The sequence below is a fragment of the Rhizobacter sp. P3_C12 genome, from assembly GCF_056402735.1.
Genome location: NZ_JBFUGW010000125.1, coordinates 1 through 18,596, shown reverse-complemented (window position 1 = coordinate 18,596; position 18,596 = coordinate 1). Strand labels below are relative to the sequence as shown.

Genomic DNA, 18,596 nt, shown 5'->3' with positions numbered 1-18,596 from the left:
GCCGGCGCACGGCAGTCGATAAGCGAGTCGGCCAATAGCCAATTCATCTCAACCGCCTCGCACACAGAAATCCTGACAGCCCCTCAATCATCAAAGCTTCACTTGGCCACGTCACCTCCCGCCACTTCCTCCGCGGTTGCAGGTCTGACCTTGTCCTTGAAGCGCTCCTCGCACGCGCCGAAGATCGCAAAGTTCTGCCGCGCAGCGCTCAGGCTGAGGCTGCCATTCGGTCCGCCACGAACGGTGTCGGCATCGTGCTCGTCCTGGCCGTCGTCTTCCCAGAAGCAGACTTCGCATATCTCGAATCCTCCGCGCTCCTGAAGAGTCCGAAACAGACAGCAGGGGCATCTGTGCTGCTGATCCGCTTCGGCGGCTTTGATCACGGACGAACTGGCGAGCACGCTGGCATAGCGCTCAAACCACGTGGCGCGCCTTTGCAGGACCTCGGGTGTCACGTCTTCATCGGTCATGTGCGACAAATCGGTTCATACAGCTTGCTTGCCATGGGAGCTTCTACGGCCGAGCGCCGTTCAGTTGCACGAGTATGGATTCGTCGCACTCGATGATGTGCAGGCTCCCGTCAGATTGCTCATGAACTTCGCCTGCGACGAGCCTGAGCTCATTCCCGGACAGCAGGAGCCGTACTTCAGCCGTGGCATTCGGACCGTCATGACGGCGTTCAGTGATCTCGATCTCGCGCCGGCCACTCCGGAAACTGTCGATCCCGGAAGAGGAATGGAGCGTCTTCGTGGCGCTCCAGCACTGGCATCGCGTCGAGCTCCATCAGGTAGAGCCCGTGAAAACCGGTCCCGTCTTCGAGCTGGGACAACAGCCTGAAGACCTGTCCGTTCGCCAACTGCAAGTCGAGATTGATCAACTGCAGAAACGGAATACCCGGATCTTCCCAGCGCACGTCTTCGGCGACCTCGCCTTCAACCAGTGCCATCTCCGTGCCTTGCCAGCGAGTGACGACGAAGCCAGCGAGTGCAGACACCGGCACCCACGTTGGTTCTCTCTTCATGGCCTCATTGCCCCTGCGGCGGCTCCCACAGCTCGACGCGATTCCCCTCCGGATCCAGCACCCAGCCGAACTTCCCGTACTCGGACTCGTCGACCTTGTCGTCCACCGCGCAGCCTTCGGACCGCAATGCGGCGAGCAGCGCATGAAGGTCATGCACCCGGAAGTTGATCATGAAGCTCGCGGTGCTCGGAGCGAAGTACGAGGTGTCTTCCTTGAACGGACTCCAGGTCGTGGTGCCGGTGCCCGTCGGGTTGTCGGGTGTGACCCACTTGAAAGCCACTCCGCCCCAGTCCGCCACCTCCAGCCCGAGGTGCTGGCGATACCACTCGCCCAGCGCCTTCGGATCCTTGGACTTGAAGAAGATGCCGCCGATGCCGGTCACGCGCTTCATGATGTGCCCCTTTGCTTGCGCCGAAGTTTGACACGAGCGGGAATCACGGTCGACGCTCGCAAGGCGTGCGGGCGATGAGCAAGGCCACGGCAAGCGACAGTGCCGACGTCGTCAACATGACGCCCAGCACGGCAACGCGGGCGTTCGATGCATCGACGACCCAACCCGAGAGAAACGCGATGATGCCGGCGCCGGTCACGGTCACGGCGGCGGCCAGCCCCGAGGCCGTGCCGGCCAGCTGGGGCCGCAGCGACAGGACTTGCGCATTGGCCACCGGCATCGTCAGCCCGTTGCCCAGGCCCACGAACACGCAAGGGCCGAAGAAGGCGAGCGGATGCGCCCAGCCTGCCGCGGCAAGTGCCAGGCCCGCGAGCAGGCCGATGGACGTGAGCGCGCGGCCCGCGAGGATGAGTCGGGTGGCCCCGTGGCGTGCGCCGATGCGCCCGACCACGTAGCTGCCGATGATGAAGCCGGCAGGAACCATCCCCATGTGAAGGCCCAGCGCCGTGCTCGATGTTTCGCCCAKCTGCGCCGCCACCAGGGGCGCTCCGCCCAGAAAGACATACAGCGTGCCGATGGCGAAGGCCATGCAAAGCGAATACGCCCAGAACCGCGGCGAGCGGGCCAATTCGGCATAGCCCCTCAATTGCAGCGCGATGGACTGCGTGCGGTGGTGGTTCGTCTCCCTCAAATGGAATGCCACCAGATACAGCCCCGCGAGCCCGAGTGCTGCGAACGCGATGAAATTGGCGCGCCAGCCGAAGTGGGCATCGAGCAATCCGCCGAACGTGGGCCCGATCATCGGCGCCACGGCCCATGCCGACGAGACGTAGCCGATCCGGCTTGCGGCCTGGCCCTCGAGGGACGTGTCTCGAATGGCGGCGAGCGACACGACGTATCCGGCGATGACGCTGCTCTGGAGCAACCGGCACCCCAGGAAGGTGACGATGTCGTTCGCCAGGCTGCAGCCGATCGATGCCATCGTGAAGATCGCCAGCGCGAGCAGCGCGACGGGCTTGCGCCCGAACCCGTCGGAGAGCGCGCCCGCGATCAAGTGCGTGACGGCGGTGGCCACCGCATACCCCGCGATGGCGACATTGACGAGCGCGAAGTCGGCGTGGAGATCCCTGGCGATGTTCGGCAACGACGGCACGAACATGTTGATGGGCAGGACGGCCAGCGCGGAAAGGGGAATCAGGACCGAAAGGCGAGGGGAGGCCTGTGATGGCATGGCGGCTGAACTCCGTGGATGGACCGAGGGGCGGAGGGCCGTGCGGTTGGCGCGGCCTGGGTCTGCTCGTGCTGGGTCCAACAGGAGTCATGCGCCGTCGGGCCTGGTGAAGCCGGCGACGTGGAGGCGGGCAGCTTGTCGGCTGCCCGGGTGGGGCGATGTTAGCGAACCGGCGAGCGGCCGTGTGCCGTCAGGCCGGGCTCGATCGCAGCCCGTAGGCCTTGTCACCCACGAAGAGGTACTCCACCCGCATCACCGCGTCGCCCTTTTCATCGGCGCCGGTGTAGCCGATGGCGGAGACGCGCGTACCCGGGCGGATCTCGGCGACCTTCCAGGCCTCCATGCGGGTCAGCGGGGCGAGCTCCAGCTCCCAGCGCCGGTCGCTGCGCTTGGGCAGCGTGGCCTTGGCGAGCAGGGCGGGGCCGTCGACGGCGGCACTCTGCGCCGGCAGCGTGCGCCGGGCCAGGTCGGCCGGCAGCTTGAGCCCGGCGGGCAGCTCGATGATCAGTTCGGCATGCGGGTTCTGCCACTTGCTGGTGACCACGGTCCCTTCGAGGTACAGCGGGCGATCCTGATCGAAGCTGCCCCACCCATGGTGGGCCGACGCGGGGCGCACGGTCCAGGGGGCGATGGCGGCGAGAACGGCGAACTGGCGGCGGCTCAACGGCATGGCGGTCTCCGGTGGGTGAAGAAGAGGCACGAAGCGGGCGGTGGTGGCTGGCGGCCGGTGATCCGCCCCTCAATAGGCGATCCAGCGGCCGCAGACCACCACGGCAAGCCAGAGGCCAGTGGACACCAGCATCTGTAGCCGCGCCGCCGAGTCGAGTTTGCGCAGCGAGCCGCGCAGATGGAACGCGGCAGCGTTGATCCCGGCGAGCGCCAGCAGGCCCATCTTGACGATGAAGGCGCGGTTGGCGAGCAACTCGTCAGGCTGCGTGGCGAACATCAGCAAGCCGCTCGCGGCCGCGAGCGAGAAGCCGGCGAGTGCCAGCGTGAGCGACAGCCGGGCCGGCGCGGGGACGGGCAGGGCAGCGGCGCGGCCGAACACGCGCACCTCGAGCGCGATCAGGTTGCCCAGCAGCAGCGCGATGCCGACGATGTGCACGACCTCGAGCGCGGGGTAGGCCCAGGCGGTGGTCTTGAGGAAGGTGAACATGAGGTATGGCGAACCCTCGTTGATCGGGCTGAGTCTCGCACGATGCGTTGGCGGCATTTCGCGCGTCTGAAGACACCTAAACTCCGCCGGGGCCGCTTTCAGGTTGAATACTCAGGAGTTCGGAGGAATCGGCAAATGGCGACATCGKCAACAACGCAAGGCATCGAGGACCAAGGGGCCAGGGACGCAATATCCAGGCTCTTCGACGAAACGCGGCGACGGTTGGTCGAAACGGGGACCAGAAATCGCCTGGTGCATGTCAATCGGGCGAACACCCGCGGAAACGTGTTGAACGTCGTCAATGAGCGCTCCGACGATGCCTATGCAGTCCTGTCGTCGGGCAAGGCGATGAAGTTTCACGCGACCGGGCGTGACAAGGGCGATGAGGAGATGGCCTTTGCGGACACAGGTCACGATGGCCTTGGCGAGGAGCGTTTCACCGATGCCCAGCTGGATACCCGCCTGGGCCCTGACGCTCTCCAGAGGAAGCTGCTGAAGATTGCGCGCGAGGCACAGACAGCAGAGGAGGAATCCGGCGTCAACATTCTCTATATCGCCATGGGCTTCATGACCTGGCTCGAGGACGAAGGCTCGAACGTGCCGAGGGAGGCGCCTCTTGTTCTGCTGCCTGTCGAACTCGTCCGCAACGCCCGCACGTCGACCCATGACCTTCGCATGCGCGAGGAGGACGTCCTGACGAACCTTCCTCTCAAGCAGCGCCTGATGGACGATTTCGGAATCGGCTTGCCGGAGCTCGAGATCGGCGAAGAATGGAAGCCGAGCGACTACTTCGCGCAGGTCGCAGCAGTGATCGCCCAGCGTCAGGGATGGAAGATCGACCCGGACGGGATGCAGGTCGGCTTCTTCAGCTTCAACAAGCTCCTCATGTACCTGGATCTTGCTGTCGACGCCTGGCCAGACAATGCGCTGATCGATCACAGGCTCACCCGGGGTTTGCTTTACGAGGGCTTCGAGAGCGAGGCGCCGCTCTTCCGGCCCGAGGATCGCCTCGACGAGGTGCTGCCGCCGGAGAGGCTGTTTCACGTCGTCGACGCCGATGCGTCGCAAGCCAAGGTGATCGAGGAGGTTCGCTCGGGGCGAAATCTGGTGGTGCAAGGCCCGCCCGGAACCGGGAAGAGCCAGACGATCACGAACATCATCGCCGCGGCAGCCAAGGAGGGGAAGCGCGTTCTCTTTCTTGCCGAAAAGATGGCTGCGCTCTCTGTGGTGCACGACCGCCTGTTGAAGGTCGGCCTGCGTGACATCTGCCTTGAACTGCACTCCCGCAGCGCCAACAAGAAGTCCGTGCTGGCGGAGCTCGCACGAACKATGACGCAGTCGAGCGCGGTCCCGAGTCTTCCCGCCGATCCCGTCGACTTGCGGAAGACGCGTGACCGCCTGAATGAACTGGCTGAAGCGCTTCATCGGCCGATTGGTACGACGGGCGCAACACCCTATGGCGTGCTGGGCCGCCAGTCGCGATTCGTGGGAGCCGGGCACCCACCGCCGCGCCTCGATGGACAGGCGCTCGCATCCATGACTTGCGAGGACGAGGCCGCCTTGCTCATCACGATCGGGCGGTACCACGAGCGCCTTGCCGTCGACGGACCCGCAGCTGAGCATCCGTTCGAGGGCACCCGCAATCTCGACCTGCAGCCCGTCGACCTCGCACGGCTGCCCGCGGTGCTTCTCGAGGCGCAGCGTGCGGCATTGAAGATGGCGTCGGCACTGAACACGCCTCTCGAGGCGTTGGCCGCGAAAGAAGCGATTGTTCTCGCCACGGTGGCCCCTCTTGCCGATCTGCTGGCGCGGTTGGAGCGGCTGCCCGCAGGCGCATCGGGTGTGGCGCACACCATGCTCACTTCGCCGGATCTGTCCCGGTTGCGGGAGGCGCTCCAGACTGGAGCGGCCTGGCGGACTTTGCGCGATGAATTGGAGCCCGTCTTCGTCGAGACGGCGTTCGTGCATGCGCACGGCGGCCTGCGGAGCCCGCTCGTTGCGGGAACCCGTTCCTTCTTCGCCCGTTGGGGTGGCGCGTATCGGAGGGCATCGCGGGAACTCGCTGGCCTGCTGCGTGGACCGCTGCCGAAAACGGCGGCTGAGAGGGTCGCGCTTGTCGACAGGTTGAGTTCGGTGGCTGCTGCAAAGTCGACGTGGGAGGCGGATCGCGACCATGGCAGTCGCATCCTCGGCGACGCTTGGCGCGGCGAGAAAACGGACTTCGCGGGGCTGTTTGCGGTCGCACAGTGGTGCGAGAGACTTCGTGAGACCCGGATTGCCTCGGCACCCGACGCGATGCTGGCGTTGGCGGGACGCGCTGACGCCATGACCGCCATGCGCCAGGCGATGCTCCAGGCGGAGCCGGGTTGCAGGTCGGCGCTCCAGGCGGTGGTCGAGTTGCTTGACCTGGATCCGACCGTGCTGGGCGGCCGCGACGTGGAGAGTGCCGATCTTGGTGTCGTCGCGCGGCGCTTCAGCCAGATGGCCGAAGCAGCAAGCCGATACGGGTCGTGGGTGCAGATAGCGCACCTTCGAAAGTCATTCGAGACAGCCGGGATGGCAGCGCTCGCCGACAGGATGAACTCAGGCGATCTGGACGGTGCCTCCGCCGCCGTGGAACTGCAGTTTGCGCGGGCGGAGCGTCTCTGGAAGCTCGCGCTCGCAGACTCGCCAGCCCTCCGAGACATCGCCAGGGCAAGACGCCACGATCTTGTGGAGACCTTTTCAACGCTCGAACGCGAGCGCCTCGGCGAGAACGTGACGAGCATCCTCGCCGGGCATCTTGCCCAGGTGCCGCAAGGTGCACAGGGCGAGATGAAAGTCATCCGCGGAGAAATCGGCAAGAAGCGCGGCCACATGGGCCATCCGTCGCCTGTTCGAGCGAGCGGGCACTGCCGTGCAGCGGATCAAGCCGGTGCTCTTGATGAGTCCCATCTCGGTAGCGCAGTTCCTCCCGCCCGGCGCGCTCTCGTTCGACCTGCTCGTCATCGACGAGGCCTCGCAGGTTCGCCCGGAGGATGCCCTCGGCGCCATCGCTCGCGCGAGCCAGATCGTTGTCGTCGGCGACAAGAAGCAGCTGCCTCCGTCTTCCTTCTTCGACCGCGTGCTCGCGGACCAGGAAGACGAGCACGAGGGCGACGACGAGGATCTCGGGCCTGACCTGCTCGAGGGCGCGGCCAAGCTCGCGACGATGGAAAGCATCCTGACCTTGTGCGAAGCGCGTGGCCTCGGCTCGCGCATGCTGCGCTGGCACTACCGCTCACGCGATCCCTCGCTGATCGAGGTCTCGAATCGCGAGTTCTACGACAACGGGCTCGTCCTGCCTCCGTCGCCATTGCAGGAGGACGACGCTTACGGCCTTTGCTTCACGCGCGTGGCGGGTGTGTACGACAAGGGCGGAAAGCGCGACAACCGCAAGGAGGGCGAAGCGATCGTGGCCCGGGTGGCCGAGCACGCCCGCGCGCACCCGACGCTGTCCCTGGGCATCGTCACCTTTTCATTCACCCAACGGAACCTGATCACTGAACTGCTCGAACTGGCGCGGCGCGGTGATTCGACGCTCGACGCGTTCCTGCGGGAAGGTCAGTACGAAGACGTGTTCGTCAAGAACATCGAGAACGTGCAAGGTGATGAGCGCGACGTGATTCTGGTCAGCGTGGGATACGGTCCGACAACGGCAGGCGGCCGGCTTTCGAGCATGTCGTTCGGTCCGGTGAACGGAGAGGGCGGTGAGCGCCGCCTGAACGTGCTCTTCACCCGGGCGCGTATCCGATGCGAGATCTTCGCGTCGTTCGATCCGGGCGATATCGATGTAGGCCGGACGGCCCGAGAAGGCCCTCGCATCCTCAAACGCTTTCTGGAGTTTGCGAAGAATGGCCGCGTCGATGTCAGCGCCCCGACCGGCCTGTACACGGACACGCCGTTCGAGGAGGACGTGGCGGAGGTGATCCGGAGCTGCGGTTTCCTGGCCGACCCGCAGGTGGGCTCGGTGGGTTTTCGGATCGACATCGGCGTGCGACACGCCGACAAGCCATCGACCTACCTGCTCGCCGTGGAGTGTGACGGGGCGACGTATCACGGCGCCTTGTGGGCACGCGAGCGAGACAGGCTGCGCCAGGATGTGCTCGAGCATCTTGGCTGGCGCTTCCATCGGATCTGGAGCACGGACTGGTTCTATCACCGGCAAGCGGAGATCAAGCGGCTGCGCGCCGCTCTCGCGGCGGCGCGAGATGCGGCCGCGGGAGAGACCCGCATTGAGGGCGTCAACAGGAGCCGGCCGAAGCCAGTGGAGGATCTGGAGAGGGGGTCGGAGCCTATCGAGATTCCCGAAGTCGTCGAGCGCCAGATGCCGCCTTACCAACGCGCCGTGTTCCCCGTGGATGGCCGCCAGGAGCCCCATGAGGTCCGGCCATCGACGCTCGCCGACCTGGCGCAGCGGATCGTGACGGCCGAAGGTCCGCTCCATATCGAGGAAGTCGCACGGCGCATTGCGAGCAGCTATGGCAAGGAGCGGGCGGGTGCACGCATCCTTGAGGCGACACGTGCGGCGTTGGAGAGCGCACGGGCGAGACATGCCGAACTGCGCTCCGACGGCGTCTTCTGGTTCACGAGTGCCCAGGCGGAAGCGCCACCTGTTCGTGATCGGGCCGCAGAAAGCGGCGCAACCGTGAAGGCCGACTGCATCTCGCCCCTCGAGATCGATGCGGCCTTGCAGATGGCGCGTGATGACAACGGCGGAGGTGACGCCGCCGACCTGGTTCGAACGGCCGCGAGACTCATGGGATTCCGCCGTGTGGGTTCGGATCTGCAGGCCAGGATCATCAGTCGACTCGAGCGATCTTCGGGAATCACGGACCCACCGTGACGTTCCGCGCTCACGCGAACGGCGGCATCCGGTCGAGCAGCTTGTCGAGCGTGATCGGGTAGTCGCGCACGCGCACGCCGGTGGCGTTGCAGATCGCATTCGCGACCGCCGCGCCGACACCGCACAGCCCCAGTTCCCCGACGCCCTTGGCCTTCATCGGCGACGAGATCGGATCGGTTTCATCGAGGAAGATCACGTCCTGGTGGGGAATGTCGGCATGCACCGGCACCTCGTAGCCGGCCAGGTCGTGGTTGACGAAGAAGCCGCGGCGCTTGTCCACCGCGAGTTCCTCCATCAGCGCCGCACCCACGCCCATCGTCATCGCGCCGATGACCTGGCTGCGCGCCGAGACCGGGTTCAGGATGCGCCCGGCGGCGCACACCGCCAGCATCCGCCGCACCCGCGTCTCGGCCGTCGCCGCGTCGACGGCCACCTCGATGAAGTGCGCCGCAAACGTCGATTGCTGGTACTTCTTGTCCAGGTCGCCGTACTCGATGGCATCTTCAGCCGCGAGACCCTGCGGCCCCGCCGCCTCGCCCAGCGGTACGCTGCGGCCCGCCGTGCGCACGGTCCCGTCGACGAACACCGCATCGGCGGCCGGCACGCCGAGTTTCTTCGCCACCGCTTCGCGCAGCTTCACGCAGGCCGCATACACGCCGGCGGTCGAGTTGTTGCCACCCCACTGGCCACCGGAGCCGGCCGACACCGGGTGCAGCGAATCTCCGAGCCGCACCTGCACGCTGCCCAGTGGCACGCCCATCATCTCTGCCGCCGTCTGCGCAATGATGGTGTACGAGCCGGTGCCGATGTCGGTCATGTCGGTCTCCACGGTCACGATGCCGCGGTTGTCGATCCGCACCCGGGCGCCGGATTTCGTCAGCAGGTTGTTGCGGAAGCCGGCCGCCACGCCCAGGCCCATCAGCCAGCGGCCCTCGCGCCGCTGTGCGGGCTGTGCGCTGCGACGTTCCCAGCCGAAGCGCTCGGCCCCCAGGCGCAGGCATTGCACCAGTTGCCGCTGCGAATACGGGCGGCCGGGCTTCTCCGGGTCCACCTGCGTGTCGTTGGCGATGCGGAACGCCACCGGGTCCATGCCGAGCTTCTCGGCCATCTCGTCGATGGCGATCTCCAGGGCCATCAGCCCGGGCGCCTCGCCCGGGGCACGCATCGCATTGCCCTCCGGCAGGTCGAGCACCGCCAGGCGCGTGGTGGTGAGCCGGTTGGCTCCGGCATACAGCAAGCGCGTCTGGTTGACGGCCGTCTCCGCCTGGCCGCCGGGGAGGTCGCCCGACCAGCCCTCGTGCGCGATCGCGGTGATCCTGCCGTCGGGCAGCGCGCCGATGCGGATGCGCTGGATGGTGGCGGGACGGTGCGTGGTGTTGTTCATCATCAGCGGCCGCTGCAGCGCGACCTTCACCGGCCGGCGCACCGCACGCGCGCCGAGTGCGGCCAGCACCGCGTCGGCGCGCACGAAGAGCTTGCCGCCGAAGCCGCCGCCGATGAACGGCGACACCAGGCGCACGTTGTCCTTCGGGATCCCGAGCGTCTTCGCGAGATCACCGACGCTCCAGGCAATCATCTGGTTCGAGGTCCAGACGGTGAGCTTGTCGCCGCGCCACAGCGCGGTGGACGCATGCGGTTCCATCATCGCGTGCGACTGGTCCGGCGTGGTGTACGTGGCGTCGAGCTGCGCCGGCGCGGCGGCATAGGCGCCATCGAAGTCGCCGACCTTCGATTGCGCAGGCCCACCGAACGGCGTCGGCTTCGGCATGGGCGCCCCGGCCTTCTCTGCCGCCAGGTCGTACTTGCCTGCCGCCTGCGTGTAGCGGATGCGCACCAGCTGCGCGGCGGCACGCGCCTGCTCGAAGGTGCTCGCCACCACCAGCGCGACCGCCTGGTGGTAGTGGTCGATGTCCGGCCCGCCGAGCAGCCTGGCGGTGTTGAACGAGCCCTTGCCGAGCTTGCCGGCGTTGCGCGCCGTGACGATCGCCAGCACACCGGGCGCCGYGCGCGCGGCGCGCAGGTCCATCGACGCGATCCGCCCCTTGGCGATGCCGGCACCGACGACGTAGCCGTACACCGCATCGGGTGCCGCGTCGTGGCGCTCGTAGGCATAGGGGGCGGTGCCGGTCGTCTTCAACGGGCCGTCGATGCGTGGCGTCGGCTGTCCGACGACCTTGAGCTGGTCGATCGGGTTGGTGGTGGCGGGGGTGTCGAATTTCATGAGCCTTCCCTTGCCTTCCCTTGAATCAGGAGGTCTTGGCCTGCGCCAGCACCGCGGCGAGCGTGCGCTCTGCCAGCGGAACCTTGAACGCGTTGTCGTGCGTCGGCCTGGCGTCGGCCAGCAGCCGTGCGGCGGTGGCCTTGGCGCCCTGCGGCAGGGCGGCGTCGGCCGCGGCATCGCGCCAGGGCTTGTGGGCGACGCCGCCGAGCGCGATGCGGCCGGAGCCGTCGCGCTGGATCACCGCGGCCACCGAGACCAGCGCGAAGGCGTAGGACGCCCGGTCGCGCACCTTGCGGTACAGGTGCGTGCCGCCGAGGGGCGGCGGCAGCGTCACCGCGGTGATCAGCTCGTTGCGCTCCAGCGTGGTCTCGATGTGCGGCGTGTTGCCCGGCAGCCGGTGGAAGTCGGCGATCGGAATCACGCGCGTGCGCCCGTCGGGCCGCACGGTCTCGATGCCGGCGTCCAGCACCCGCATCGCCACCGCCATGTCGCTCGGGTGGGTGGCGATGCAGGCTTCGCTGCCGCCCACCACCGCAAGCGATCTGTTGAAGCCGCCGATCGCGCTGCAACCGCTGCCCGGCTGGCGCTTGTTGCAGGGCTGGTCGGTGTCGTAGAAGTACGGGCAGCGCGTGCGCTGCAGCAGGTTGCCGGCGGTGGTGGCGCGGTTGCGCAGCTGGCCCGATGCACCTGACAGCAAGGCGCGCGACAGCACGCCGTAGTCACGGCGCACGCGTTCGTCGGCGGCCAGTGCCGTGTTGCGCACCAGCGCGCCGATGCGCAGGCCGCCGTCGGTCGTTGGCTCGATCTTGTTCAGGCCGAGGCCGTTCACGTCGACCAGGTGCACCGGCGCCTCGATCTGCAGCTTCATCAGGTCGAGCAGGTTGGTGCCGCCGGCGATGAACTTCGCGCCGGGGTGGCGTTCGACGGCCGCTGCCGCCTCGGCCGGCGCGGTGGCGCGCTCATAGGTGAAGGGGTTCATGTGCGCACCCCCGCGACCTCGGAGATCGCCTCGACGATGTTGGAGTACGCGCCGCACCGGCAAATATTGCCGCTCATCCGTTCGCGCAGTTCCTCGGCCGACAACAGCGGCCGCTCGGACAGGCTGGCGCTCACGTGGCTCGGCACGCCGCGGCGCAGTTCGTCGAGCGCGCCGACCGCCGAGCAGATCTGCCCGGGCGTGCAGTAGCCGCATTGGTAGCCGTCGTGCTGGATGAAGGCGGCCTGCAGCGGGTGCAGCTGCGCGGGCGTGCCCAGCCCCTCGATCGTGGTGACCTTGGCGCCCTGGTGCATCACCGCCAGCGTCAGACACGAGTTGATGCGCTCGCCGTCGACCAGCACGGTGCAGGCGCCGCACTGGCCGTGGTCGCAGCCCTTCTTGGTGCCGGTCAGGTGCAGGTGCTCGCGCAGCGTGTCGAGCAGGCTGGTGCGGTTGTCCAGCGCCAGCGTGTGCGGCGTGCCGTTGACCTCGAGCGAGACGCTCGAGCTGGGCAGCGAGGCGGCCGGGTTCGCCTGGGGCGCGGATGCATCGGCGGCTGGCGTCCCGTGGACCGGTGCGCTCACCGCGGCCGCCGACGCGGCGCCCACGATCAGCACGTCGCGGCGTGAAATTGCGATCTCGTCAGAACTGCCCATCTCGTGGCCTCCTGCTGCGGTGGGTGGGTCGTTCGGAGATGCGGGCAAGCGGGATGCCCGGTGCACTCGTATGCCACCGGCATCAGCGACAACGGCTGGGTGGTGGGCACCTCGGCCACCGCACCCGGCAATGAAGACGAGAACCCTGCCGTGGGCAGCCCCCGCGCCTTCGTCTACCGGGCCGATGGCAGCATCGCGCCGCAGGCGCTCGCCACGCCCGGAACGCACAGATTCGGCAATGGCATCAACAACAGCGGGCAAGTGACTGGCTCGTATGTCACGGCGGCGGGCACGCAACGGGCCTTCGTGACGCAGGCGGGCGGCGCCGCGGTCGTGGAGCTCGGCACGCTGGGCGGCGCCAACGCCATCGGCCATGGCATCAACCAGTCCGGCAAGGTGGCGGGTGTCTCCACGGTGCCCGGCGGCCGCGAGGATTCGTTCGATGGCCGTCGGCATCAACGACAACGGCCAGACCGTGGGCACGACCGAGGCCGACTACTACACCGACGCATCGGCCTTCATCGCCGGGCCCGACGGCATCGGCCGCAGGCTGAACATCCATGACATGGGCGAGTTCGAGATGGGCGGCGCCTGGCAGCTATTTCTGGACCGTCAACATGATGGACCACGCCTTCATCACCGGCGCCAACGGCTACGGATTGGTGGACGTGAACACGCTGTCGTTCAACAACCTGGCGGCCGGGGTGCGCGATTGGCTGTTCGTCAACGTGACCGGCATCAACGACCTCGGGCAGTTCGTGGCCAATGGCGACAACGGGCGCGCCTATTTGATCTCGCCCGTGCCGGAGCCGGCCACCGTGCTGCTGATGTTGTGCGGGTTGGGCTTCGTGGTTTGGCGTCGGACACAGCCCCGGACGAACCCATGAGGTTGGGGTGGGGCCGCAGGTCGCTTTCAGGCGAAGTATTCAGGAGCTCGGATGTCCGGTTCAACAGCAACGGTCTTGCTGCGATCAGGTTTGACCGAGGTGCAGCATGGGCAACTCGAAGACTTCGTGCGCCAGGCATCCGGCAGTGAAAACTTGAGATCGTTCTGGCTGCTAGGCCGGCCGTTCACGATCAGCATGAGTCTGCCGGACGAGGAAGAGCCGCCGCCTGCAGGACCCGATTGGGCGACCCCTCGGGAGATCCACGTCATCTGCCACGCCCGTGGTCAGTCGGGTGATGTCGTCCGCTGTCCGCGCGCACGCGAACTGGAGCTATCGACCCGTTGCGGACTTTCGATGCTGACGGGTTCAGAGCCCGACAGCGGTCATTGGATATGCTGTCGCAACCTGCATCACATCCGTCAGAAGGACTACATGGCGTTGACACTTGAAGCCGCTCGACTACTCCGGGATGGGTGCATTGATGCGGCTGCCGCCCTCAACGAGGCGCTAAGCGATGCCTTGAAGGCGTTGCCTGCCGACGACCGTTCTGCGTGGGCGCAAGCTACGGGGCGCGCAATGGCGGAAGTCTTTGAACATGTATTGAACCCTGTGATCGCGGAATTTCCGGAACTCGAAGTTGACGAAGCCGCCTGGGTAGGGATTGCTCGCGATCAGGCGGCGAAACGGGCGGCGCCGAAGTAAGCCACCAGCGCGATAGCTGTCACCGCGTTACAGCCGCTTCTGGCCGTGCGACGACGCTTCACAAAGGGGATACTCAGTGCATCGGTCTCACCGGCGGCACTTCAACCTCGCGCTCGACCCTGGGTCTCCTACTGATGCACGTTGAACCACAAGCACCACGCTTTCATGTTGAGGTCACAGCTGACGGCCTGCGTGCCGTGATACCAGCAAGGCGAAACTGGTTTGTTGTCCTGTTCCTGACCGCCTGGCTCGGTGGCTGGGTCTTTGGCGAGATATCTGCGGCAAGTGAATTGCTGCGGAATTCAGACAAGACACAGCCGGGCTTTCTGGCCTTCTGGCTGATTGGCTGGACACTGGGCGGGGCGTTCGCCGCTACCGCGGTTGTTTGGCAGTTGGCTGGTCGCGAGGTACTTAGCATCAACTCGGATACGTTGCTGCATAGAGCCGAGGCGTTCGGTCTAGGTTCGAGTCGGTCATACAGAACTTCCGAAGTCCGGAATTTCCGCTCAACAGACTACGCATCGAACACGTTCGCGAACCAACGCACATGGCTCCCGCCGGTCACCGGGTCGGGCTTCGGCCCGGTCGCATTTGACTACGGCGCACGCACGATCAGAATGGCGCCCTCGCTTGAGGAGGCTGAAGCGGCGATGCTAGTGCGTGAACTTTCATCCCGCTTGCCGCGCAGACTGGACGAGCAGCGGCAACTGTAGGGGAGGAACGACTTCTGCAGGCAGTCTGCAAGCCGTCGGCCGCGACCGGCTGCTGTTGGCCGATCTGAGGCAATCGAGACGCCCTAGTCGTCGTAGGTTGCTACGATGCCAGTCCATCCCAGCCGATCGAGAGTGACTGCTGCAAGCGTCGACACCTCGCTCCAAGTTTGCGACAGGAGCAGTAGGCTCAGATCACCGGGCAGAGCATCGACTCTTTCATCGAAGGCACGATGAAAGTGGCCCAGAACGGCCAGTTCGCCACTCGAAAATGCGGCCTCAAACTGGGAAGAACCGGGGTGGTAGAAGTCGTCAAACCACTGATTCACAAGCTCATTCGCAACATTGACCCGCGGCACGCGTCGCTGGTACTCCGACTGTTCCGCAGGCGATGAGATCAGCTGCAGGATGCTGATGATGTTGGCTCGATGGGTATTCATGTCGGCAGCTGGAGCAGTGGCGCACGCGAAGCAGTCTAGGCCCGAAACCCGTCGGTCGCGAACGGCAGGTACTGGCCGGATCGAGCCTTCCGTCAATGAGCGCCCTGCGAGAGTGCAACTCGCGCCCTCGCAAGCGCCTGGGCGGCGTCGAGGCTGCCATCGCGGCCAGCTCGTTCGACGACTTCCAGTAGTGCACGCCCCGCTTCCGACCCTGGCTCCACTCGCACTGGGACCGGGAAGATTGGATGCCAACGCTGCAGATAGACAGGGAAGTCTGCAGCATTCCGCTCGAGGCTGYCTTGCACGTCAACTGCAATCCTCTTGCCCGTTGCATCGGTGAGCTCAACCCATACTGACCCGCCGTCTGCGAGGAATACTGACTCGGTGACTCGGATGGGGCTGCTCATATCGGGAACGCGTCCGGCTAGGAGGTAGGTGGCCCCGAACAATGCGCTGGCGACGACAGTCGCGCACGCAAGCCTCGCCGTTCGCTTGGTCGATTTTTTCATCATCTGGTTCGATGCAGACTCACCTGAAAGCAATCTATCCCCTGTGTCCRCAACTGGCCGGCTTGAGCCGTTCGCTCGCCGGAGTTCGCAGGCTCTGGCCGACCCAAAGCGGAAATACGTTCAGCGATGATCCATCGCGACAGAGCAGCCGGCTGCAGCGACGCAGAGATGCATACTCTCGTCGCATGAGAGTCGGGCCTCCTTCCTTACAGTCCAACAAAAGACGCACTACCCTCGGGTCTGCGCACTTCGAACACGGATTGCGTATAGCGCTCGTCGCGCCATGCATCATCTTCGTTGTTGGGAGGGCTCTCATCTTCTTGGACGTATTTGAACCCCGGTCGCAGGGCGTTCTTCTGACGGGCTTGGCGGTGGCCATCTCTGCCTTCGTAGAGCTTGTAGTTGCGCCGGTCGCCCTTTACCGGTTGTTCGCGCACCGACAGCTCCGCACCAGACGCAATCTGGTTGCGGCAGGACTGGGCTCCTCCATTGCAATCACAGTCACGCTCTTCTTCATTTCCCTTGTTTCAAGGATGAAGTGAACTGTGTGAAGTTGATGGTCGGGGGCAGTTGCCCGTGCAACAGCACCGCGCGAAAGGTCCTCGGAGTCCGGCGCGTCAACTAAGCCCGGACGATCGGGAACGGCGGYTCGATCGGTCCGCTCTGGCCCACCTCGTTGAGCAAGGCCATGAGGACCTTCCAGCTTGCATCGGTCAACATCCCGGAGAAAGTCAATGGCCGCATCGCGCCGCCCGTTGGCTGAAGAAGGATGCATGCCCACCCGATGGCGGGGTTGTTGGGCGTGCTGTTGAAGGTGCCGGACTCCTTGCTGTCGCTGCTCACCAGCGCATAGGTGCCCTGGACGCCTTCCTTGCCGGGATCGAAGGTCAAGGTCATCTGGCGCAGCACACCGTCTTCGTACCACTGGTAGGTGCCGCCGAGGCCGATCAAGGTCTCGATGTCATTCAGCCCGTGCCAGCCGGCGGGACTGTCCTTGTACGTCGCCCCCTGACGCTCGTGTTCGCGTTTCAGGAGCGCACCGCGTTCTGCGTGGAGACCAGCCGCTTCGAGCGCGGCGATGGCGGGATCGTGGGTCATGGCATCCTCCTTGTCGCCGGTTCATTCCGGGCATGCCTGGATACGATGACAGAAGCTGAAGAGATCGCCATCCTCAGATCTGAGGACGGCTGCCGGGTCACGCTCCGATCTTCTCCAGAAATTGGCGCAGCAACTCCTCCACCCGCCCGGGTCGCGCCAGGTGGATCCAGTGCCCGACACCATCGACGTGGACTTGCGGGTAGCCTGCGATGCGTGCGATGGCGTGCGGCGTGTCGTTGCGACTCTGCTGCACGACCAGAGCCTCGCCTTCGAAGCGGCGGTCGGCGGCCGCGGGATCGAACGCTGCCAGGGCTTCGGTCATGCCGATGATGGTGCGGGCATCGGTGCTGCGCACGTCGCTCAGCACCTGCTCGACAACCCCTGGCGCATCGCCCGCGATCGAACGGTAGAAGGCTTCGGCGCTCTTGTGCGGCTCACTGCGCGTTTGTTCAATCGTCTGGCGCAATTGCTCTTGCGGTATGGCCTTGCCCGATTGCGCTGGGTCGACCAGGAACAGCCCGGCGATCCGCTGCGGTGACATCTGGGCGTACAGGAAGGCGGCGGCAGCGCCACCGCTGTGGCCGACGCAAACGAAACGATCGAGTCCCGCAGCGGCACTGACGGCGTCCATGTCGGCTCGCTCCAGCGCATAGCCGTAGCCGTCCTTGGGCATCGCGGAGGCCCCATGACCGCGGCGATCGAAAGCGATCACCCTCCGGTCCGCGGCCAGCGCGCCCATGATGCCTTGCCACTGCCGGTGATTGCCGAGATCGGCGTGCAGGAAGAGCAGGGGCAGGCCAGGACCCGTGCCCATGCATTCTGCGAAGATGCCCGCGTCCCGCATCTTGATTTGCGTGCCGCGGCGGGCGTTGCGGCCTGCTGTGTCGGTTCCCATCGAGGCCCCTGGCGTTCTGCTGCGACGGGCCGTCGCCGGACTCATCGTGAACGGCGACGGCGGCGTGACGCATCGGCCGTCGCCGCAACGCGACGTAGGAAACTGCCGATAAACCGCAGGTGAGCCGACCCGCTCGTTTGAAAGAGCCACTCGACGAAAGGGTCAGGCGCTGCTGCCGAGCCTTGCAAGAACTGCGGCCCCAATGAAGAGGAAGCAGATGCCCAGGTAATAGCCATAGGCTTTCGCACTGAGCTTGAAGGCTGAACCAACAGGACGGGTTCTGAAGAAGTAGACAGGCACGAAGATCGGGGAGAAGAGCGCTGCCCACAGTGCCGATCTGCCTGGCGGGATTGCGCCTCTTTCCACGGACTCCTGACGACACCAGACATAGATTGAGACGGCTGTGGCGATGCCCAGGCCATAGGTGAAGAATAGATTTGCGATCCGGGGGTGAGCTACGAACGGCAACGCGAGGCCCGCTGCGACGTGAGTGCCGCCCAGGACGAGCAAAGTGCAGCGCGATGGGGTCATGGTGTTTTCTTTGCGATGCCAAACGTTTGAAATGCTCGTGCCCGATCGGCGTCCAACAGAAATTCGAGATCTCTCGGCATCGCCAGATCTTAGCTGCCTGGCAACTGGCTTCAGGCATTGCAAACGCTCTGCGTGCCGCTGAGGCAAGCCCTGCCACCAGCTTTCCATCGACGAACTCGACGCTGGCATCGTTTGCGAGCTCCTAGGGTTTTCGCGATGGCCCATGCGCACATCCGCGCAGCCCCGCCGATGTGCCCCCCCGCCATTGAGTCCCCGCCCCGTCGAACAAAGACTAGTCCGACTAGTCC

Annotated in this window: 19 protein-coding genes and 1 pseudogene; 6 read left to right on the top strand and 14 right to left on the bottom strand. The window is 65.7% G+C overall.

The genetic code is table 11. The features are described 5' to 3' along the window. Positions 1-98 precede the first annotated feature (98 nt). The 6 genes from AC1DXV_RS19165 to AC1DXV_RS19140 all read right to left on the bottom strand — a co-directional run bounded on the left by AC1DXV_RS19165 (position 99) and on the right by AC1DXV_RS19140 (position 3,799). Entirely contained in the window at positions 99-470 is a 372-nt protein-coding gene (locus AC1DXV_RS19165; RefSeq protein ID WP_477871381.1) for a CPCC family cysteine-rich protein, read from the bottom strand. 209 nt (positions 471-679) lie between these two features. Then, entirely contained in the window at positions 680-994 is a 315-nt protein-coding gene (locus AC1DXV_RS19160) for a hypothetical protein (RefSeq protein WP_477935006.1), read from the bottom strand. Positions 995-1,025: 31 nt separating this feature from the next. Then, on the bottom strand, positions 1,026-1,412 hold the full coding sequence (locus tag AC1DXV_RS19155) for a VOC family protein (protein ID WP_477871377.1): 387 nt from the start codon (positions 1,410-1,412) through the stop codon (positions 1,026-1,028). 43 nt (positions 1,413-1,455) lie between these two features. Beyond that, positions 1,456-2,643, bottom strand: a complete 1,188-nt coding sequence (locus AC1DXV_RS19150; protein WP_477935004.1) for an MFS transporter — start codon at positions 2,641-2,643, stop codon at positions 1,456-1,458. 190 nt (positions 2,644-2,833) lie between these two features. Continuing rightward, on the bottom strand, positions 2,834-3,313 hold the full coding sequence (locus tag AC1DXV_RS19145) for a DUF6152 family protein (protein WP_477871373.1): 480 nt from the start codon (positions 3,311-3,313) through the stop codon (positions 2,834-2,836). A 69-nt stretch (positions 3,314-3,382) separates the two neighbouring features. Next, positions 3,383-3,799, bottom strand: a complete 417-nt coding sequence (locus AC1DXV_RS19140; protein WP_477935002.1) for a hypothetical protein — start codon at positions 3,797-3,799, stop codon at positions 3,383-3,385. A gap of 42 nt (positions 3,800-3,841) precedes the next feature. Between AC1DXV_RS19140 and AC1DXV_RS19135 the strand changes: the two are divergent. Together AC1DXV_RS19135 and AC1DXV_RS19130 are read left to right on the top strand one after the other, a co-directional pair. Then, positions 3,842-5,059, top strand: a pseudogene (locus tag AC1DXV_RS19135) (DUF4011 domain-containing protein); the annotation flags it as partial. A gap of 1,663 nt (positions 5,060-6,722) precedes the next feature. Beyond that, complete coding sequence (locus AC1DXV_RS19130) at positions 6,723-8,663, top strand: DUF3320 domain-containing protein (RefSeq protein WP_477935000.1); 1,941 nt, start codon at positions 6,723-6,725, stop codon at positions 8,661-8,663. Positions 8,664-8,673: 10 nt separating this feature from the next. On the opposite strand, the gene paoC is transcribed toward AC1DXV_RS19130, so the two are convergent. Genes paoC through paoA form a run of 3 tightly spaced genes read right to left on the bottom strand, consistent with a single transcriptional unit; the run spans position 8,674 to position 12,516 of the window. Next, positions 8,674-10,884 carry an aldehyde oxidoreductase molybdenum-binding subunit PaoC gene (paoC, locus tag AC1DXV_RS19125; RefSeq protein ID WP_477934998.1) on the bottom strand — a complete coding sequence of 737 codons (2,211 nt, stop codon included), beginning with the start codon at positions 10,882-10,884 and terminating at the stop codon, positions 8,674-8,676. A gap of 25 nt (positions 10,885-10,909) precedes the next feature. Next, the gene (locus AC1DXV_RS19120) at positions 10,910-11,863 is read right to left on the bottom strand and encodes an FAD binding domain-containing protein (protein WP_477934996.1); all 954 of its coding nucleotides are present in this window, start codon (positions 11,861-11,863) and stop codon (positions 10,910-10,912) included. Then, positions 11,860-12,516: an aldehyde dehydrogenase iron-sulfur subunit PaoA gene (paoA, locus tag AC1DXV_RS19115; protein WP_477867448.1), complete on the bottom strand. Its 657-nt coding sequence runs from the start codon at positions 12,514-12,516 to the stop codon at positions 11,860-11,862. Before paoA ends, AC1DXV_RS19120 begins: the two co-directional genes overlap by 4 nt. Before the next feature lie 60 nt (positions 12,517-12,576). Between paoA and AC1DXV_RS19110 the strand changes: the two genes are divergently transcribed. From AC1DXV_RS19110 to AC1DXV_RS19095, 4 genes are all read left to right on the top strand, one after another. Further along, entirely contained in the window at positions 12,577-13,080 is a 504-nt protein-coding gene (locus tag AC1DXV_RS19110; RefSeq protein ID WP_477934994.1) for a hypothetical protein, read from the top strand. A 53-nt stretch (positions 13,081-13,133) separates the two neighbouring features. Next, a complete protein-coding gene (locus tag AC1DXV_RS19105) occupies positions 13,134-13,403 on the top strand; it encodes a PEP-CTERM sorting domain-containing protein (protein WP_477866599.1) in 270 nt (89 codons plus the stop codon). A gap of 51 nt (positions 13,404-13,454) precedes the next feature. Next, positions 13,455-14,105, top strand: a complete 651-nt coding sequence (locus AC1DXV_RS19100) for a hypothetical protein (RefSeq protein WP_477866597.1) — start codon at positions 13,455-13,457, stop codon at positions 14,103-14,105. A gap of 134 nt (positions 14,106-14,239) precedes the next feature. Further along, the gene (locus tag AC1DXV_RS19095) at positions 14,240-14,818 is read left to right on the top strand and encodes a hypothetical protein (RefSeq protein WP_477866595.1); all 579 of its coding nucleotides are present in this window, start codon (positions 14,240-14,242) and stop codon (positions 14,816-14,818) included. Positions 14,819-14,901: 83 nt separating this feature from the next. Here AC1DXV_RS19095 and AC1DXV_RS19090 read toward each other — a convergent pair whose 3' ends face one another. The 5 genes from AC1DXV_RS19090 to AC1DXV_RS19070 all read right to left on the bottom strand — a co-directional run bounded on the left by AC1DXV_RS19090 (position 14,902) and on the right by AC1DXV_RS19070 (position 18,288). Next, positions 14,902-15,255 carry a hypothetical protein gene (locus tag AC1DXV_RS19090; protein WP_477866593.1) on the bottom strand — a complete coding sequence of 118 codons (354 nt, stop codon included), beginning with the start codon at positions 15,253-15,255 and terminating at the stop codon, positions 14,902-14,904. A gap of 715 nt (positions 15,256-15,970) precedes the next feature. Then, positions 15,971-16,201: a hypothetical protein gene (locus AC1DXV_RS19085; protein ID WP_477866591.1), complete on the bottom strand. Its 231-nt coding sequence runs from the start codon at positions 16,199-16,201 to the stop codon at positions 15,971-15,973. Between the two features lie 184 nt (positions 16,202-16,385). After that, positions 16,386-16,862 carry a hypothetical protein gene (locus AC1DXV_RS19080; protein WP_477866589.1) on the bottom strand — a complete coding sequence of 159 codons (477 nt, stop codon included), beginning with the start codon at positions 16,860-16,862 and terminating at the stop codon, positions 16,386-16,388. Between the two features lie 97 nt (positions 16,863-16,959). Next, positions 16,960-17,757, bottom strand: coding sequence for an alpha/beta fold hydrolase (locus tag AC1DXV_RS19075; RefSeq protein WP_477866587.1), 798 nt, complete (start codon positions 17,755-17,757; stop codon positions 16,960-16,962). Between the two features lie 162 nt (positions 17,758-17,919). Further along, complete coding sequence (locus AC1DXV_RS19070; protein ID WP_477866585.1) at positions 17,920-18,288, bottom strand: rard protein; 369 nt, start codon at positions 18,286-18,288, stop codon at positions 17,920-17,922. Positions 18,289-18,596: the final 308 nt, after the last annotated feature.

Coding starts and splice junctions, on each gene's coding strand:
- AC1DXV_RS19140 (WP_477935002.1), bottom strand. CDS start 3,799: ATGTTCACCTTCCTCAAGACCACCGCCTGGGCCTACCCCGCGCTCGAG.
- AC1DXV_RS19165 (WP_477871381.1), bottom strand. CDS start 470: ATGACCGATGAAGACGTGACACCCGAGGTCCTGCAAAGGCGCGCCACG.
- AC1DXV_RS19105 (WP_477866599.1), top strand. CDS start 13,134: ATGATGGACCACGCCTTCATCACCGGCGCCAACGGCTACGGATTGGTG.
- AC1DXV_RS19155 (WP_477871377.1), bottom strand. CDS start 1,412: ATGAAGCGCGTGACCGGCATCGGCGGCATCTTCTTCAAGTCCAAGGAT.
- AC1DXV_RS19070 (WP_477866585.1), bottom strand. CDS start 18,288: ATGACCCCATCGCGCTGCACTTTGCTCGTCCTGGGCGGCACTCACGTC.
- AC1DXV_RS19095 (WP_477866595.1), top strand. CDS start 14,240: ATGCACGTTGAACCACAAGCACCACGCTTTCATGTTGAGGTCACAGCT.
- AC1DXV_RS19145 (WP_477871373.1), bottom strand. CDS start 3,313: ATGCCGTTGAGCCGCCGCCAGTTCGCCGTTCTCGCCGCCATCGCCCCC.
- paoA (WP_477867448.1), bottom strand. CDS start 12,516: ATGGGCAGTTCTGACGAGATCGCAATTTCACGCCGCGACGTGCTGATC.
- AC1DXV_RS19130 (WP_477935000.1), top strand. CDS start 6,723: ATGAGTCCCATCTCGGTAGCGCAGTTCCTCCCGCCCGGCGCGCTCTCG.
- AC1DXV_RS19090 (WP_477866593.1), bottom strand. CDS start 15,255: ATGAATACCCATCGAGCCAACATCATCAGCATCCTGCAGCTGATCTCA.
- AC1DXV_RS19120 (WP_477934996.1), bottom strand. CDS start 11,863: ATGAACCCCTTCACCTATGAGCGCGCCACCGCGCCGGCCGAGGCGGCA.
- AC1DXV_RS19100 (WP_477866597.1), top strand. CDS start 13,455: ATGTCCGGTTCAACAGCAACGGTCTTGCTGCGATCAGGTTTGACCGAG.
- AC1DXV_RS19075 (WP_477866587.1), bottom strand. CDS start 17,757: ATGGGAACCGACACAGCAGGCCGCAACGCCCGCCGCGGCACGCAAATC.